Annotated in this window: 15 protein-coding genes; 8 read left to right on the top strand and 7 right to left on the bottom strand. The window is 69.7% G+C overall.

Annotation, left to right across the window (positions count from 1 at the left end; genetic code table 11):
- Nucleotides 1-837 precede the first annotated feature (837 nt).
- From ACFVKT_RS34625 to ACFVKT_RS34635, 3 genes are all read left to right on the top strand, one after another.
- Entirely contained in the window at nucleotides 838-2025 is a 1188-nt protein-coding gene (locus ACFVKT_RS34625) for a permease (protein ID WP_385738981.1), read from the top strand.
- Between the two features lie 9 nt (nucleotides 2026-2034).
- A complete protein-coding gene (locus ACFVKT_RS34630) occupies nucleotides 2035-2730 on the top strand; it encodes a maleylpyruvate isomerase family mycothiol-dependent enzyme (RefSeq protein WP_385738983.1) in 696 nt (231 codons plus the stop codon).
- A gap of 87 nt (nucleotides 2731-2817) precedes the next feature.
- Nucleotides 2818-3321, top strand: coding sequence for an NUDIX domain-containing protein (locus ACFVKT_RS34635; RefSeq protein WP_385738985.1), 504 nt, complete (start codon nucleotides 2818-2820; stop codon nucleotides 3319-3321).
- On the opposite strand, the gene ACFVKT_RS34640 is transcribed toward ACFVKT_RS34635, so the two are convergent.
- Nucleotides 3318-3782: an ATP-binding protein gene (locus tag ACFVKT_RS34640; protein WP_385738987.1), complete on the bottom strand. Its 465-nt coding sequence runs from the start codon at nucleotides 3780-3782 to the stop codon at nucleotides 3318-3320. The two genes, ACFVKT_RS34635 and ACFVKT_RS34640, sit on opposite strands and share 4 nt — an antisense overlap.
- A 172-nt stretch (nucleotides 3783-3954) precedes the next feature.
- Between ACFVKT_RS34640 and ACFVKT_RS34645 the strand changes: the two genes are divergently transcribed.
- Both ACFVKT_RS34645 and ACFVKT_RS34650 read left to right on the top strand, forming a co-directional pair.
- A complete protein-coding gene (locus ACFVKT_RS34645; RefSeq protein WP_385739193.1) occupies nucleotides 3955-4869 on the top strand; it encodes a Scr1 family TA system antitoxin-like transcriptional regulator in 915 nt (304 codons plus the stop codon).
- A complete protein-coding gene (locus tag ACFVKT_RS34650) occupies nucleotides 4826-5128 on the top strand; it encodes a DUF397 domain-containing protein (protein ID WP_385738989.1) in 303 nt (100 codons plus the stop codon). The genes ACFVKT_RS34645 and ACFVKT_RS34650 overlap by 44 nt, the downstream gene beginning before the upstream one ends.
- Before the next feature lie 148 nt (nucleotides 5129-5276).
- Here ACFVKT_RS34650 and ACFVKT_RS34655 read toward each other — a convergent pair whose 3' ends face one another.
- From ACFVKT_RS34655 to ACFVKT_RS34670, 4 genes are all read right to left on the bottom strand, one after another.
- Entirely contained in the window at nucleotides 5277-6692 is a 1416-nt protein-coding gene (locus ACFVKT_RS34655) for an aldehyde dehydrogenase family protein (protein WP_385738991.1), read from the bottom strand.
- Between the two features lie 75 nt (nucleotides 6693-6767).
- Nucleotides 6768-7217, bottom strand: a complete 450-nt coding sequence (locus ACFVKT_RS34660; protein WP_385738993.1) for a nitroreductase/quinone reductase family protein — start codon at nucleotides 7215-7217, stop codon at nucleotides 6768-6770.
- A 282-nt stretch (nucleotides 7218-7499) separates the two neighbouring features.
- Nucleotides 7500-8405 (bottom strand): AraC family transcriptional regulator N-terminal domain-containing protein, encoded by a 906-nt coding sequence (locus ACFVKT_RS34665; protein WP_385738995.1) that lies wholly within the window; start codon nucleotides 8403-8405, stop codon nucleotides 7500-7502.
- A 110-nt stretch (nucleotides 8406-8515) separates the two neighbouring features.
- Nucleotides 8516-9061 (bottom strand): HPP family protein, encoded by a 546-nt coding sequence (locus ACFVKT_RS34670; protein WP_385738997.1) that lies wholly within the window; start codon nucleotides 9059-9061, stop codon nucleotides 8516-8518.
- Between the two features lie 397 nt (nucleotides 9062-9458).
- Here ACFVKT_RS34670 and ACFVKT_RS34675 point away from each other — a divergent pair, with 397 nt between their 5' ends.
- Nucleotides 9459-9980 carry a universal stress protein gene (locus ACFVKT_RS34675; protein WP_385738999.1) on the top strand — a complete coding sequence of 174 codons (522 nt, stop codon included), beginning with the start codon at nucleotides 9459-9461 and terminating at the stop codon, nucleotides 9978-9980.
- A gap of 16 nt (nucleotides 9981-9996) precedes the next feature.
- Here the strand turns inward: ACFVKT_RS34675 and ACFVKT_RS34680 are convergent, their stop codons facing one another.
- Entirely contained in the window at nucleotides 9997-11634 is a 1638-nt protein-coding gene (locus ACFVKT_RS34680; protein WP_385739001.1) for an acyltransferase family protein, read from the bottom strand.
- Between the two features lie 284 nt (nucleotides 11635-11918).
- Here ACFVKT_RS34680 and ACFVKT_RS34685 point away from each other — a divergent pair, with 284 nt between their 5' ends.
- On the top strand, nucleotides 11919-12347 hold the full coding sequence (locus tag ACFVKT_RS34685) for an SAV_915 family protein (RefSeq protein ID WP_385739003.1): 429 nt from the start codon (nucleotides 11919-11921) through the stop codon (nucleotides 12345-12347).
- 26 nt (nucleotides 12348-12373) lie between these two features.
- Nucleotides 12374-13744, top strand: a complete 1371-nt coding sequence (gene lysA, locus ACFVKT_RS34690) for a diaminopimelate decarboxylase (RefSeq protein ID WP_385739005.1) — start codon at nucleotides 12374-12376, stop codon at nucleotides 13742-13744.
- 78 nt (nucleotides 13745-13822) lie between these two features.
- Here lysA and ACFVKT_RS34695 read toward each other — a convergent pair whose 3' ends face one another.
- Entirely contained in the window at nucleotides 13823-15643 is a 1821-nt protein-coding gene (locus ACFVKT_RS34695) for an APC family permease (protein ID WP_385739007.1), read from the bottom strand.
- Nucleotides 15644-15677 lie beyond the last annotated feature (34 nt).

The following is a 15677-nucleotide window of genomic DNA, read 5'->3' on the forward strand; positions in this document are numbered from 1 at the left end:
TGTCGGTGCCAGTCGTCGATGCGACGGCTGTGCCTGCGGCGCGGCAGGTCCGCCGGTGCTGAGAGCCGGCCTTTGCTCGGACGCGACAGCCGGTAGCCCCTCACCCGGCCGAGCGAAGGCGAGGGAAGGCGAGGGAAGGGCGGCCGCAGCTTGAAGTTGCCATAGAGGGACCGCGTACTCACCGTGCTCTGCCGCAGGTTGGAGAACCGGGTGATCTCGTACGGGAACCCGTGCAGCCGGTGCGACGTGTACGGGCTGAACTCCTTCAGGCTTGTCATTGCCCCGGTCTGCGGCGGGATACGGACCAGGTTGCCGCCGTACAGGACGAGGTGTCTGACCGCCGTCAGCTTGGCGATGGTCGGTGGCAGCGTGACGATCTGCCGCCGCTCCTGAGGGCTGAGCTCCACCAGCGGCTTGAACATCTCTCTGCCGTCGGCAACCGCCCCTTCAATCAGGTGCAGGAGATGCAGCTAGCCCGGTGCCATGGCGTCCTGGCGATCCGGATAAAAGCTCACACGAGTTTCACCGCGCACGCGGTACTGGTCGAAGCAGGCGCCCCTGTCGCGACCGCCTGATGCCATCCCGGCCCCACCGCGCCAGCCCACCGATTTCCGAACAGGACCGGGTTGTCCTCATCGCTCATGGCGCCAAGATACGACTCGGCAAGGCGACTTGAGATCTTCTCTGGCGGTCACCCCTTCGGCTGGACAGCATCCACGCTCGAAGCGGCCAAGCGATGGGACCGAAGGCCTTTGAACCCTGCGCCTCCCGCCCGGATATACCCCCTAGGGGGATACTCGCCGGAGGCAACCGCCACCTCCGGAAGGGTGCATCTCCGTGGATGCCATCGGGCACGCCTTGTCCATCGCCGGGTCGATGACCTGGGAGGTCACCTGGGCGCTGATTCTCGGCTTTACGCTGTCCGCCGTCGTGCAGGCCGTGGTGCGCCGCTCCACCGTCGTACGGCTCCTCGGGGACGACCGGCCGCGCACGCTCGCCGTGGCCGCCGGGCTGGGCGCGGCCTCGTCCTCCTGCTCGTACGCCGCCGTGGCCCTCGCCCGCTCGCTCTTCCGCAAGGGCGCGGACTTCACGGCGGCGATGGCGTTCGAGATCGCCTCCACCAACCTGGTGATCGAACTCGGCGTGATCCTGGCCCTGTTGATGGGCTGGCAGTTCACGGCGGCGGAGTTCGTCGGCGGCCCGATCATGATCGTCGTACTCGCCGTGCTGTTCCGGGTGTTCCTGCGCGAGCGGCTCCTGCGCCAGGCCCGGGAGCAGGCCGAGCGCGGGCTGGCCGGGTCCATGGAGGGCCACGCGGCGATGGACATGTCCGTGGGTGGTGAGGGCGGCTTCGCGCGACGGCTGTTCTCGCGGGCCGGTTTTACGTCCGTGTCGCACATCTTCGTCATGGAGTGGGCGGCCATCCTGCGCGACCTGGTGGCCGGACTGCTGATCGCCGGTGCGATCGCCGCCTGGGTGCCGGACGACTTCTGGCAGGCCTTCTTCCTGACCGACCATCCGCTGGCCGCCAAACTGATCGGGCCGCTCATCGGGCCGCTGGTGGCGATCGCGACGTTCGTCTGCTCCATCGGCAACGTGCCGCTCGCGGTCGTGCTCTGGAAGGGCGGGATCAGCTTCGGCGGGGTCATCGCCTTCATCTACGCCGACCTGCTGATCCTCCCGATCCTGAACATCTACCGGAAGTACTACGGCGCCCGGATGGCCGCCTTCCTGCTGGTCACGTTCTTCGCCGCGATGGCCGTCGCCGGGTACGTCGTCGAGTTCGCCTTCGGCGGCCTGGGACTGATTCCGGACCAGGCCGACGCCACGATCCCGGAGGAAGGCATCACCTGGAACTACACGACCTGGCTCAACATCGTCTTCCTGCTGCTGGCGGCGTCCCTGCTCGTACGGTTCTGGCGCACCGGCGGCCCGGCGATGATGCGGATGATGGGCGGAGCCCCCGATCAGCCCCATCAACCCCATCAGCACAATGAGCCCGATGAGCCCGATCGATCGGGATAGGTTCGCCGCATGGAATCCGCGTCTCTACTCCTCCATCTGCGCCGCGAGTTGGACGGTTTCCGGGCCTGCCTGGACGGCGATCCGACCGCGCGGGTCGAGCACTGCGGGGACTGGACGCTGTACGACCTGGCGAACCATCTGGGCAGGGGGAACCTCTGGGCAGCCGCCGGTGTCACCGAGGGGCACGGCGACCTCAGAGCGGCGGCGGCGCCTAGGGAACCGGCAGCGCTGGGGCGGTGGTTCGACCACACGTCCGAGACCCTGCTCGCGGCCCTGGACGCCGATCCGTCCACCGCTGCCTGGACGTTCCATCCGCCGCACACCGTCGGGTTCTGGCAACGACGGCGTTGCATGGAAACGCTCGTGCACCGGTGGGACGCCGAGAACGCCCTCGGCGTACCCGGGCCGCTCAACGCGGAGCTCGTCGACGACGGGGTGTCCGAGGTCTTCGACACCATGGCCCTGCGGATGATCGCGAGCGGCCGGGCGGTCCCGCCCGCGGTCGCGCTCCAACTCGACGCCACGGACACCGGGTCGACCTGGACGTACGGTCCGGGAGACCCGGTGGCCGTGCTCTCCGGCACCGCGGAGAACCTGCTGCTGACGCTGTGGGGGCGGCGGCTGCCGCGTATCGATGGCGCCCTGACATGGGAGGGCGATCAGCAGGCGGGGCAACGGGTGTTGGACGGTCCGCTGGTTCCCTGACGCACCGCCCACGCCGTACGACGGGACGAGCGGCCCCGACCGTACCTGACCGTGATATCACCCGCCCTACCCGCCGAAGGGATCACCGTGGCTCAGCCGAAGGCCGACGACCAGCCCCAACTCCTCGAGCCCGTCCTCGCATCCATGACCGCGCTGGTCGCCGCGGTCATCGTCCACGACCGGGCCAACAACCGTGTCGTCCTCCTCCAGCGCGGTGAGAACGCCAAGTTCGGCCAGGGTATGTGGGACCTCCCCATCGGAAAGAGCGAACCCGGCGAGCCGATCACCGTGACCGCCGTGCGCGAGCTGTACGAGGAGACGGGCCTCACGGTGAGAGCAGAGGCGTTGAAGGTCGCCCACATCGTCCACGCCGCATGGGGTGTCGGAGCCCCCAACGGCTACCTCACCGTCGTCTTCGCCACCCACGAGTGGAGCGGCGAACCCGAGAACCGCGAGCCGCTCAAGCACGCCCAGGTCCGCTGGACCGACGTCGGCGCCCTCCCCGATCCCTTCGTGAAATCCGGCGCCGTGGCCCTCCGCCGGTACCTCGACGGCGACGCGCCCGAAGTCTCGCTGCACGGCTGGCCCTAAGCCCTGTCCGGCGGGTCCGCCACAACCTCCGCCCACACCGTCTTCCCGACGGGCGTACGAGGTGCCGTCCCCCAGCGCGCGGCGAGCACCGCCACGAGGAGCAGGCCGCGACCGGACTCGTCCGCCGGCCCGGCGACGGTTTCCGAGCCGAACCGAGGCTGGCGCGTGGACGCGTCCTCAACCTCGATACGGATCAGGCGAGTTCGTACGTCCATGGTGAGCCGGAGGTGGAAGTCCCGTCCGGGCACCCGGCCGTGCTGTACGGCGTTGGTGGCCAGTTCGGCGACGAGTAGCGAGACCGTCGCGGACGTGTCCGACGTCGACGGATAGCCCCACTCGGCCATGCGGCGCACCGTCAGATGCCGGGCGAGCCGGGCTCCGCAGGGAGACGACGTGAACCGCATGGCGAACAGGAGACTCCCGGTCACCTCCGCGGGTTCCTTCGACACAGTGCCGTCCATCGCATCCCTCTCGTAGTCGCAATCCCGTCCCGCACTGTGTGTGCGAGTCGTGACGTTCCGTACACAAGGGTCGTCATACGGGCCTACGCTCAAAAGGTGATCGGGCCTTACCGTTCGGACCGTAAGGAATGGAAGTAGTGCCTTGGCCAAGGAAATCGACCCGGAATCATCGATGGCGGCCCTCTTCGGATCACGCGTTCGCAGACTCCGTACGGCGGCGGGGCTGACCCAGGCGGAACTGGGCGAGCGGACCCACGTGGTCGCCACGCGGATCACCCAGGTCGAGCGTGCGTCGGGGGCGAAGCCGACTCTGGAGCTGGCCCGAGCCCTTGATGAAGTCCTGGGCGCGGACGGGCTGTTGGTCGACCTGTGGCCCTACGTCTACCGCGAGGCGTTTCCGGACTGGTCACGGGCGTTCATGGCGCTCTCGGAGAGGGCGGTCGCCATCCGGCAGTACGCGGCTCACGTCGTGCCGGGCCTCTTGCAGACCGAGGCGTACGCGCGAGCCGTCTTGAGCCTCGACTCATCACTCACCGGTGAGGAGCAGTTGAACGAGCGGGTCAGCGCGCGACTCGGACGGCAGGTACGGCTTGACTCGCCTGATCGTCCGCAGCTCTGGGTCGTACTGGACGAGGCCGTACTGAGGCGTCCGATCGGTGGCGTGACCACCATGCGGAAGCAGCTCGCCCGCCTGCTGGAGGCCGCCGCCGAGCGCCATATCACCGTGCAGGTAGCCCCGTTCGCCCAAGGTGGGCATGAGGCAATGGGCGGTTCGCTGACTCTGCTGACCTTGCCGGACGGAACCGAAGTCGCCTACACAGAGGGTGCCGACCACGGCCAACTCGTCGAAGAACCGGACGGGGTGACGCGCTACGCCGTGATTTACGATCACCTGCGGGCATTAGCCCTGCCCCCGCTCATGTCGCTCGACATGATCCGATCAGCGATGGAGGGCACCTACCGTGACACAGACGTCCCGAATCGAACTGACCGCACTCGCCTGGCGCAGAAGCAGCTACAGCAATCAGGCAGGGGGCGACTGCGTGGAAATAGCAGACGGAATCCCCGGCATCGTGCCGGTCCGTGACAGCAAGGCCCCCGACGGCCCGGCGCTCGCCTTCGCGGCGGAGACCTGGGCCGCGTTCACAGGCGAATTGAACGGCATCTCCTGGCGCAAGAGCAGCTACAGCAATCAGGAGGGCGGCAACTGCGTGGAGGTGGCGGCCGGACTCCCAGGCCTCGTCCCCGTCCGTGACAGCAAAGCCCCCGACGGCCCGGCGTTGGCCTTCGCCGCCGCCTCCTGGGCCCTGTTCATAGGCGAGTTGAAGACCCGTCACCGCATCTGAGCCGACCGAATCCGAGCCGGCCAGGCACCGGCACCGGACGGATTTCCCGATCCACCGGGCCCTCGTCCGCGAGAGCCCGGTGAGTTCCTTTTGGACGGCCTGCTGATGCGCGGGGTCGTGAATCAGTCACCAGCCCCGGGCGCGCCCGTCAGGCCATCACAGACCGCGGTTCGAGGAAGCTCTCAAGGCCGAAGGTGCCGTATTCCCGTCCGATGCCCGACTGCTTGAACCCCCCGAACGGGGACAGCGGCTCAAAGCCGCCGTTGATCGACACTCGACCCGCCGCAAGGCGCGACGCGATGCGATGGGCTCGCGCGGGATCTGATGAGAACACGTAGGCGTGCAGGCCGTAGTCCGTGTCGTTGGCGATCTCGACGGCGTGGTCCTCGTCACGGTAGGTGATGATCGACAGCACCGGCCCGAAGATCTCCTCGCGCGCGATCGTCATGTCGTTGGTGACGTCCGCGAACAGGGTCGGTCGCACGAAGTATCCGTCCGCGAGGCTCTCCGGGCGGCCGGGTCCGCCGACGACGATCCGGGCGCCTTCCTCGACACCGCGACGGATGTAGCTCTGGACCCGCTCCCACTGCCGTTCGCTCACCATCGGACCGACGGCGGTCGCCTGGTCGCCCGGGTCACCGACGGGGAAGTCGGCCATCTTGGCCGTGGCGACAGCGAGCATCTCGTCCAGCCGGTCCTCCGGGACAAGGATGCGGGTGCCGGCGACGCACGCCTGGCCGCTGTTGGCGAACCCGGCCATGAGCGCACCCGTAACGACTTCCTCCAGATCGGCGTCGTCGAGGATGATCGACGGAGACTTGCCGCCGAGTTCGAGCGTCAGGCTCTTCATCGTCTCGGCCGCCTCGCGGAAGATGACCTTGCCGACCGCGGTCGAGCCGGTGAACGAGATCTTGGCGACGTCAGGGTGACGGGTGATCGCGGACCCGACGACATCGCCGCGCCCCGTCACGATGTTGAAGACACCTCGGGGCAGTCCCGCCTCGTGGAGTGCCTGGGTCACGACATGGGTCTGCGTCGCGCTCATCTCGCTCGGCTTGATGACGACAGTGCAGCCGGCCGCCAGAGCGGTCGCGAGCTTGTCGCAGATGATGAACGGATCGGAATTCCACGGCGTGATCAGGCCGGCGACGCCGATCGGTGCCATCTCCACCGTCGCATTGCCGACGTGCCGTGCGAAGTCGAATCCCTCCAACGTCGTGATCATGTCGGCGATCGCGCCGGGGGCCGAATCGACCATCCACGCATTGCGTACCGGCGCGCCGTACTCCATGAGGACGGCGTCGGCGATTTCGTTCCTTCGCGCTGCGACCGCGGCCTGAAGCCGGCGCAGCGCGTCGAGCCGCTCTTCCTTCGATGTCGCGGACCAGGCCGGCAGCGCACGCTTCGCCGCCGCGACGGCCGCCGCCGTATCCACTTCGTCAGCGAGCTGGACCTGCCCGATCACTTTCCCGGTGGTGGGATTGAAAAGGTCGGCGAGTTCCGTACCGTGCGGGGTGACGAACTCACCGTCTATGTAGATCTTGTCGATCACGTTCTCTTGCATGGTGGTCTCCTGGACTTGTTCGCCGCCGAAACCCACAGAGAGGGGCGGCGGTTGTCTGATCACTGACGGTTCGAGCTATCCGGCCGACGCCGAGGAGGCTGTCCGCAACTGCTCGTCGTCGAAGACGATCTCGACCAGCGGGCTGTGGGCGAACCACGTGTCGAAGTTCTGGCGTCGACTGACCCGCGCCGCGATCTCAGGCCGGTTCTGCAGGTCGAGGACCTCGGTGATCACCCGCCGGCGGGTCGGCTCGTCGACCGGTACCGCGGTCGCGGGCAGGTCGGCCGTCACCCCGTGTTTGAGATGCACGGTGAACCGCGGATTAGCCCGCAGGTTCGCGTACCAGTTACGAGGTCCGGGCATTCCGGTCAGGTACCAGCGGCCGTCGACGCGGTGGAACCAGATCTCGATGCGCCGCGGCATACCGCTGCGCGCACCCAGCGTCGTGATGTCGATCGTGCGCTCGGCCGCCAGGGAGTCCGGCCCGATGGCGAGGGCGCGGGCGACGGCGTCGTCGGCAGTCACAGCCCGGTCTGCCGATCCTCGTCGAGAGGCGCGACGCAGTCCTCGATTCGGGACCTGCCCAGCGTGCGGCATTTCATGGTTGACTCCCTCGGAGGTAATCGGAGATAACCGGAGATAACCGGAGGGCATTCGGTAAGTGGTCGGCGACCTTCATTACCCGCCTCCTGCTACGTCCGGAAATTCATGGCACGTTCCGGTACCTCCATGGAAACAACGCTGCGGTCGCCGAGCCAGCAAGATCCTCTCGCTTGGTTGCACAATCCTCTTTCGCCGAATCGGCGCTTATGGGAGCACCGCGGCAGGCGGACCGGATCCGCCCCGAAGGCGCACCGCGTCAACGCTGGGCGGGGCACCGAACTGGCGCCGGTATTCCCGGCTGAACTGGGCCGGACTGTCGTATCCGACACGGTGCCCGACGCCGGTGATGTCGTTCGGATGGTTCGCCAGCATCAATCTCGCCGCCTGCAGCCGGATGTGCTTCTGGAACTGGATCGGGGTCATCGCCGTAACCGCCTGGAAGTTCCGATGGAAAGCGGAGACGCTCATCCCCGAAATCTGTGCCACTTCCTCGACCCGGAACGGCTGGGTGTAGTTCTCCCGGATCCACTCCACCGCACGTCTGATGTGGCTCAGGCTGCTGTCGGCCAGGCCGAGCTGACGCACGGCGTCACCCTGTTCCCCGGTTATCAGCCACCAGAGGATCTCGCGCTTGACCAGCGGGACCAGCGCCTTCCGGTCCCGTGGCCGGTCGAGCAGGCGCAGCAGCCGCACGACGGCGTCGAGCAACTCGTCCGGGGCATCACTGACCGCGATTCCCGGGAGTACGGTGCCGGGCGTCCTCGGCGGATCCCCCGGCCCGAACTGCAACAGCAGCTCCGCGATGGCGGCAGGGTCCAGCGTCATCCCGAAACCGAGCGTGGGGTGGCCCGGGGCGGCTTCGATGAAATGCCCCGTCACCGGGAGGTCGACCGAGGTGACGAGGTACTGACCGGCGCCGTACTCGTAGACGCGGTCTCCCAGTGCCAGACGCTTGCGGCCCTGAGCGATGACCGCCAGGACCGTGCCGGACATCGCGGACTCCGGCGGCACGGCATGGTCGGCCTTGCAGATCCGGACGTCCTCGATGGCGGTGGTCAAATCAGGACGCACATGCCGTTCCAGCAGGTCGCGAAGTTCAACCAGAGACATGTCTCGATTGCAGCACAGGACCCGTGGTGATCTTCAGAACCGAGAGGAACGTGCAAGGACTCGCGAGTTTCGTCAAAGCGTCCGCGCGGCCCTCGGCCTTCAACGGCCGCTCACCACCAGGACGTGGGATACACCTGCCGCTGAAGGCGGGCCGAGACCATCTGTACCGCGATGAGCAGTGCCGCGCCGAGGGCGAGGAGGGGTATGAAGTGGGCGGCCGAGGGACGGGTGAGCATGATCATGACGGCTGTGGCCATGGCCGGTGGGTGGGCTGCTTTGAGGAGGAGTACGAGTCCGCAGGCGATGCCGGCGGCCACGGCGGCGGCCCAGGGACCGTGCCAGCCGAGGGCGAGCACCCCGAAGGCGACCAGGCAGGACAGCAGGTGGCCGCCGATGACATGGCGGGGCTGTGCGAGAGGTGAGTGGGGGGTCGCGGTGACGATGGCCATCGTGGCGGCGAGCGGCGGTACGAGCGCCGTCTGGTGGGTGAGCGTCCCCACGGCCGCCAGCACGGAGAGGCCGACCGTCGTGGTGACGGCCGCCGAGGCGACGGGGCGGCGGGGAGGCCGTGGCTCGTCGGGTTTCCACCAGCGGTTCGCGGACCGTTTCGCCCGGACGTCCGCGGTCGCCGGTTGCTCAGGCGCGTCAGACGCCATGAAGGCGGGATTCAGCTCGGGAGGTGCGGTTGAGAGCGGGAGAGCGGCCCACCTCGGGCAGGTCGCACACCTTCGGGGCGCACGGAAGCAGCACGGGAACTCCTCGGCGGGTCCCCGCTTCCGGCCCACGGCGGCTCGTCGTCCGTGAAGACGGGGATCACCCAGGCATCGTGACCTTGCCGGGCGGCACCCGTCCAAGACCGCCTCCCTATCGCCCGATCGAGGGCCTCTATCGAAGCCCACCTCCTCTACGGCCTGTCCGGCGTAAGAGAGGCGTCATGAACCGGCGCCCCGGCGTCAGGCAATCGCCAACGGAGCCGTCCACCCACGCCCCTCGGCACTTCCATGGGACGCCGAGATGCAGGCAGAGGGACGTACGCCGAGGAGTGAACGGGCGATGGGCGAGTTCGACGGGCGGCGGCGCATCGGGGTCGGGGTGAGCGGTTCGCTGGGGAGTCTGGTGGCCCTGCACCGGGCCGTGGCCGAGGCGCGGCGCGCGGATGCCGAGCTGGTGGCCGTGCTGGCCTGGGAGCTGCCCGGCGGTGAACTCGCCCACGGGCGTGCGGTGTTCCCCTCGCCGACGGCCGACCTCCGGGAGGCGGCGGGGATGCGGCTGCTCGGGGCGCTGCGTACGGCGTTCGGCGAGGCCGGGCCCGAGGTTCCGTCCCGGGGTCTGGTCGTACGGGGTACGCCGGGACGCGCGCTGGTGGAGTGCGCCGACCGGGACGGTGACCTGCTGGTGGTCGGCGCGGGCTGCCGCAGCTGGGTTCACCGGGCCTTCTCACCCTCCACCGCCCGGTACTGCCTGGCCCACGCCACCTGCCCGGTCCTGGCCGTCCCGCCCTCACCCCTGGAGAGCGAACTCGCCTCGGTCCATCGACGTATCAGCCTGCGACTGCCCCTGGACGCGCGGAGTTGACCGACGGCGTCCAGAACTAGGACGGTTCCCGGACCCGGCTCGGGCGCATCCCGAACAGGAAACGCGTCAACCTGGTCCGCCGTACGAGGAGTTCGTACGCGGCCAAGGTCAGGAACAGCGAAGCCGCCACGATCAGGACGTACTTGACCGGGATCGGGGCGTCCAGGCCGACCACCGCGTACGCGACCGCCACGACGATCGGCTGGTGCAGGACGTACAACGGCAGTGCGCCGACGGCCAGATAGCCGAACAGGCGACGGCGTCCACTGAGCGATACCGCAGCCGGAGGCCGGTCGCGGCGGTCGTGGCGGTCGTGGCGGTCGTGGCGGTCGCGGCGGTCGCGGCGGTCCAGCAGGCCCACGATGCCCACGATCCAGCACCAGCCGGCTGCACCGTACAGCGCGCGCGTGACCGTCGCGAGGGCGGTCGGGTCCGTGAAGGCGTCGTCCGCCGTCATGAAGCCGGGCGCGCTCGCGGCGAAGAGGAGGGGACCCAGGACTGCCGCCAGCGCCGCGTCCCGGCGCATCGCCGCGCGGAGGCGGTCGTCGGTGGCCACGACGAAGCCGTAGACGAAGAAGAGGAGGTACGCCCACCGGCCCCAGCCTCCGTAGTCCTCCTCCAGGCCGATCAGCGCGCTCATCACGGCGAGCGGGAGGGCGGGGAGCAGCACCACACCACGCCGTTCGCACGCCCTGGCGACGGCGTCGCGGAGCCGCTGGGCGCGCGCCGCGGGCAGCCACCGGGTAAGCGGCACCAGGAACAGCGAGAACGTGAGCAGCAGCACCACGAACCACAGGTGGCCCGTCTCGAAGTACTTGCCCTGTACGACGAACGGGAACGCGGAGAGGTCCAGGTGTACGTCGAAGAAGCGGGGCAGGAAACGGAGGTAGGACTCGTCGTAGCCGGGGTCGGCGGCCCGTTCGCGCAGCCACTGCGGCAGCGGCAGCAGGGTGGCCGTCGCGAAGAGCAGCGGTACGCCGAGCCGCAGCAGCCGTTCCGTGGCGAAGCCGCCGGGGCCACGGCGGCGCAGCGAGTGCCAGGAGCCGAGGCCCGCGACGAAGAACAGCATCGGCATCGCCCACACCACACCGAACCCGGCGACGACCAGGATCGCGTCGGTGGTGTCCCGGTTCCTGACGTAGAAGTCGGTGTCCGTGGCGAACACCAGCGCCGAGTGGAAGAAGACCAGCCCGATGACGACGAGGGTGCGGATCGCATCCAGCTCGGTGCGCCGGGCAGAGGGGGCGCTCGCGGGCTCGGGGCCTGTTCCCGACGCGGCGCCCGCAGGCTCCATGCCCGTACCCGACACGGCGCTCGCGGGCTCCATGCCCGTCCCCGATGCCGCGCTCGCGGGCTCCGGGCCGGTTCGCGACGCGGCGCCCGTGGGCTCCATGCCCGTACGCGATGCCGCCCCCGCGGGCTCCATGCCCGTACCCGACGCAGCGCCCGCGGGCTCCACGCGCGCTCCCGGAACGGCGTCCACATGCTCCGCGCGCACGTCCGACACGGCGCCCGCAACGCCCGCGACTTCCGCGTCCGCGACTTCCGCTCGCTGCCCTGGCACGCCCAACGCGGGCTCCACCCGCTCTCCCACCACCAGCCCCGCAGGCTCCACCCGCTCCCCCGGGCCCGGTACACGCTCCGGCTCCGTCACGCCGCCTCCCCCGTGGCGTCTGGCATGTCGCATATGGCCGCACCAGTGTCCGGCCTCCGGGACGGTGACGCCAGGCTTGCGCCCGGCCGAAGGCCTCTGCGCGGCATCCCCGTATGCATCGCGTTACGGCTGCCGCCCCAGCCGTCAAGCATGCGTCAGTGGACCGCTCCGTACCCCCGCACCCGGGCATAGCGTCACGGAAGCGTCCGGCCGGCACGGGGCGGAACATCCGCACCAGGACCGGCAGAGCGGCGCGCACGTCACCTTCGTCAAGGAGCTGCACGATGTCTTCACTGGACCGTCCAGAGGACCCGGACCCCGAGCCTTGTGAACGCATCCCGGCCGGACTCCTCCACGTACCTGTCCGGTCGGGGCCCGCGGGCTGTACGGCCCGGTTCTTCCGCACTCCGCTGGGCGGCCGTACGGCCGTCGGCTTCACCTCGGCGGCGAAGCTCACCGCCACCCTCGGCACGGAACAGGCCTGCATCAGGCTCTCCGAACCCGCGCTGCGCGCGCTCGCCGCGCCCCTGGGCGTCACCGCCCTCACCGTCGACCCACAGCTCTCCGCTCCGGCCGCCACCGAGACCCATGACCGTGACCATGACTGTGACCGCGAGCGCACCTGGCGCGACTGGCACCCCCAGCACATCGGCGCCCTGCGGGCGACCGGCGCCGCCGCCGTCATCGCGTACCTGAACCTGCTGATCGGTTGATCCGCCAAATCGGCTGAGGAGAAGTCATGTCCGTAACCACTCTCCAGGACCTCCAGGACCTCCAGGAAGTCCAGGAACCCCGGGACGCACGCGGCGCCGACGACGGCCTGTCCGTCTGGCCCCGTTCCGCCCGCCCCGAGCCCGACGGGGACGTCTCCGTCGGCGGCGTCTCCCTCGCCGAGGCGGCCGACCGCTTCGGCACCCCCGTGTACGTGCTGGACGAGCAGGAGGTCCGCGACCGCTGCCGTACGTACCGCAAGGCGTTCCCCGAGGCCGACATCGTGTACGCGGCCAAGGCCTTCCTGTGCCGTGCGATGGCGCACTGGGTGGCGGAGGAGGGCCTCGGCCTGGATGTGTGCTCCGCCGGTGAGCTGGCGCTCGCCGTCACCACCGGGTTCCCGCCGGAGAAGATCGTGCTGCACGGCAACGCCAAGAGCCCCGAGGACCTGCGCACCGCGCTCCGCCTCGGCGTCGGGCGCATCGTCGTGGACAGCACCTCGGAGATCGCCCGGCTCGCCGCGCTCACACCCGAGGGCACCCGGCAGAAGGTCATGGTGCGGGTGGTGCCCGGTATCGCGGCCGGCGGGCACACCAAGATCCGTACCGGTACGGAGGACCAGAAGTTCGGCCTGTCGATCACGGACGGCTCCGCGCGGCACGCCGTCGCCCGGATACTCGACCAGCCGCACCTCGAACTCGTCGGCCTGCACTGCCACATCGGCTCGCAGATCGCCACCGTGAAGCCGTACGTCGCCGCCGTGCGCCGCATGATCGGGCTGCTGGCCCGGATCCGTGACCAGCACGGCGTCACGCTGCCGCAGCTCAACATCGGCGGCGGACACGCCATCGCGTACCGGCCCGGCGAGGACAGCCTCGACGTGTCCGCCCTGGCCACCCGCGTCCACGCCGAGCTGAAGGACGGCTGCGCCCGCGCCCAACTGCCCGTCCCCCGGCTCACCTTGGAGCCCGGCCGGGCGCTCGTCGGCCCCGCGGGGGTCGCCGTCTACCGGGCCCTGTCGGTCAAGCGCACCGGGGAGCACACCTTCGTCGCCGTCGACGGCGGCATGAGCGACAACCCGAGACCCGCGCTGTACGGCGTCCGGTACGCGCCCCGGCTCATCGGCCGCGCGTCCACCGCGGCGCCGCGCCTCGTCACCGTCGTCGGCCGGCACTGCGAGGCGGGCGACATCCTCGCCGACGAGGTGGCGCTCCCGGGCGACGTACACCCCGGCGACCTGCTCGCCGTCCCGGCGGCCGGCGCCTATCACCTGTCCATGGCCTCCGGTTACAACCTCGTCGGCCGGCCCCCGGTCGTCGCGGCGTACGACGGCATCGCGCGCGTCCTCGTACGCCGCGAGTCGCTGGACGACATGAGCCGCCGGGACGTCGGGCTCTAGCAACGCCGTTCGGCTAGATGTTCAGCCGGTACGGCACCACTAGCCGCCGGGACGTCGGGCTCTAGCAACGCCGTTCGGCTAGATGTTCAGCCGGTACGGCACCACGCACACCACGACATCGGTACGAGCCCTCAGCGCGGCCGCGAGCAGCAGCCCGCGCTGGTTCTGGAGGATCTGGTAGCGGCGGTGACGGGGCTCCACCTCGGGGATGAGGACGACGATCTGCCGTCCTCCCTCCGCCGCCCGCTGGACGTACTCGACGATCGGTTCGACCAGGGAGCGCTTCGGGCTGTCGACGATGTCGAGCCGTACGCCGGGATCCCAGCGGTCCCAACTCTCCTTCAGGGCCAGGGCCCTTTCCTGGTTTCCGTGTACGGCGACGGCGACGATCTCGGCCGAGCCGAGGGCGCGGGCGGCCGTCAGCGCGTGCTGGGCGAGTCTGCTGACCTCGCCGACCGGCACGATGACGAGGGAGCCGGCGCCGGCGCGCACCGGCGGCGGGATCTCGCCGAGGCCCAACTCCCGGCCCACTTCGGCGTAGTAGCGCTGGATGCGGGCGAAGAGCAGCATCAGCAGCGGAACCGCGACGACGACCACCCAGGCGCCCTCGACGAACTTGCTGGCCAGCAGCACCACGCAGGCCACGCTCGTCAGCACCGCGCCGAACCCGTTGAGCACCGCGCGCCGCAGCCAGCCGTGCGGCCGTTCCTTCGCCCAGTGCCGGACGAGCCCGGTCTGGCTGATGGTGAACCCGATGAAGACACCGATCGCGAACAGCGGGAGCAGGCGGTGGGTGTCGGCGTCCACGGCGGCCAGCAGCAGCGCGGCGAGCAGGGCGAGGGCCACAACTCCCCAGCGGTACACCGGGCGTTCGGTGCGCAGCGCGAACAGGTGCGGCAGCCGGTGGTCCTTGGCGAGCAGGCTCATCAGCACCGGCAGGCCGCCGAAACTGGTGTTGGCGGCGAAGAGCAGGACCGTCGTGACAATGAGGTTGGTCGCGTAGTACGCCCATCCCGTCCCGTACGAGCCCGCGGTGAGCTGCGCGAGCACGGTCACTCCGCCGCGCGGGGCCACATCGTCGCGCTGGATCAGCACGGCGAGACCGATCAGCATCAGCCCGAGCAGTCCGCCGAGCATCAACTCGGTGCGCTGGGCGCGTTTTACGCGCGGCTCACGGAAGGCGGGGACTCCGTTGGCGATGGCCTCCACGCCGGTCAGCGCGGAGCAGCCGGAGGAGAAGGCCTTCAGGAGCAGCACCACTCCCAACGCCTCGGTGGCGTGGACGGGTTGGGCGGTCCCGACGACCGCGACGGGGTGGTCGCGCAGCAGCCCGAACACGATGATGCCGAAGATGCTCACGATGAACAGCAGCGTGGGCAGCATCAGCACCCGCGCGCTCTCGGCGACGCCCCGCAGGTTCACAACCGTGAGAAGTGCCAGTCCGAGGAGGCAGATCTCCAGCAGATACGAGTTGAGGGAGGGGAACGCGGACGCGAGACTGGCCGCGCCCGCCGCCAGACTGACCGCCACGGTCAGCACGTAGTCCACGACGAGACTGGCCGCCGCGAGCAGACTGACCCGGGGCCCGAGATCCTTCTTGGCCACGGCGTACGCACCCCCGCCGTCCGGATGTACGGCGATGACCTGCCCGTACGACACCACGAGCACCGCGAGCAGCGCGGCGATGACCAGCGTCACCGGGAGCGTCGCGGTCAGTGCCCCGGTGCCGGCGACGATCAGCACCAGCACGATCGCCTCGGGGCCGTACGCCACCGAGCTCAACGCGTCCAGCGACAGCGCGGCAAGCCCTTCGAGGCTGGTCAGATGGTGCTTGTCCCCCTCCCCGTGACGCAACGGAACCTTCGGCTTCAGTTCGCGGCGGGCCAGTCCGTACGCCATGGGGACCTCGCGGGGCAGGGGGCGGGGGCGAGGT

The organism is Streptomyces sp. NPDC127595 (assembly GCF_042671685.1).
In the GTDB taxonomy this organism is placed as follows: Bacteria; Actinomycetota; Actinomycetes; order Streptomycetales; family Streptomycetaceae; genus Streptomyces.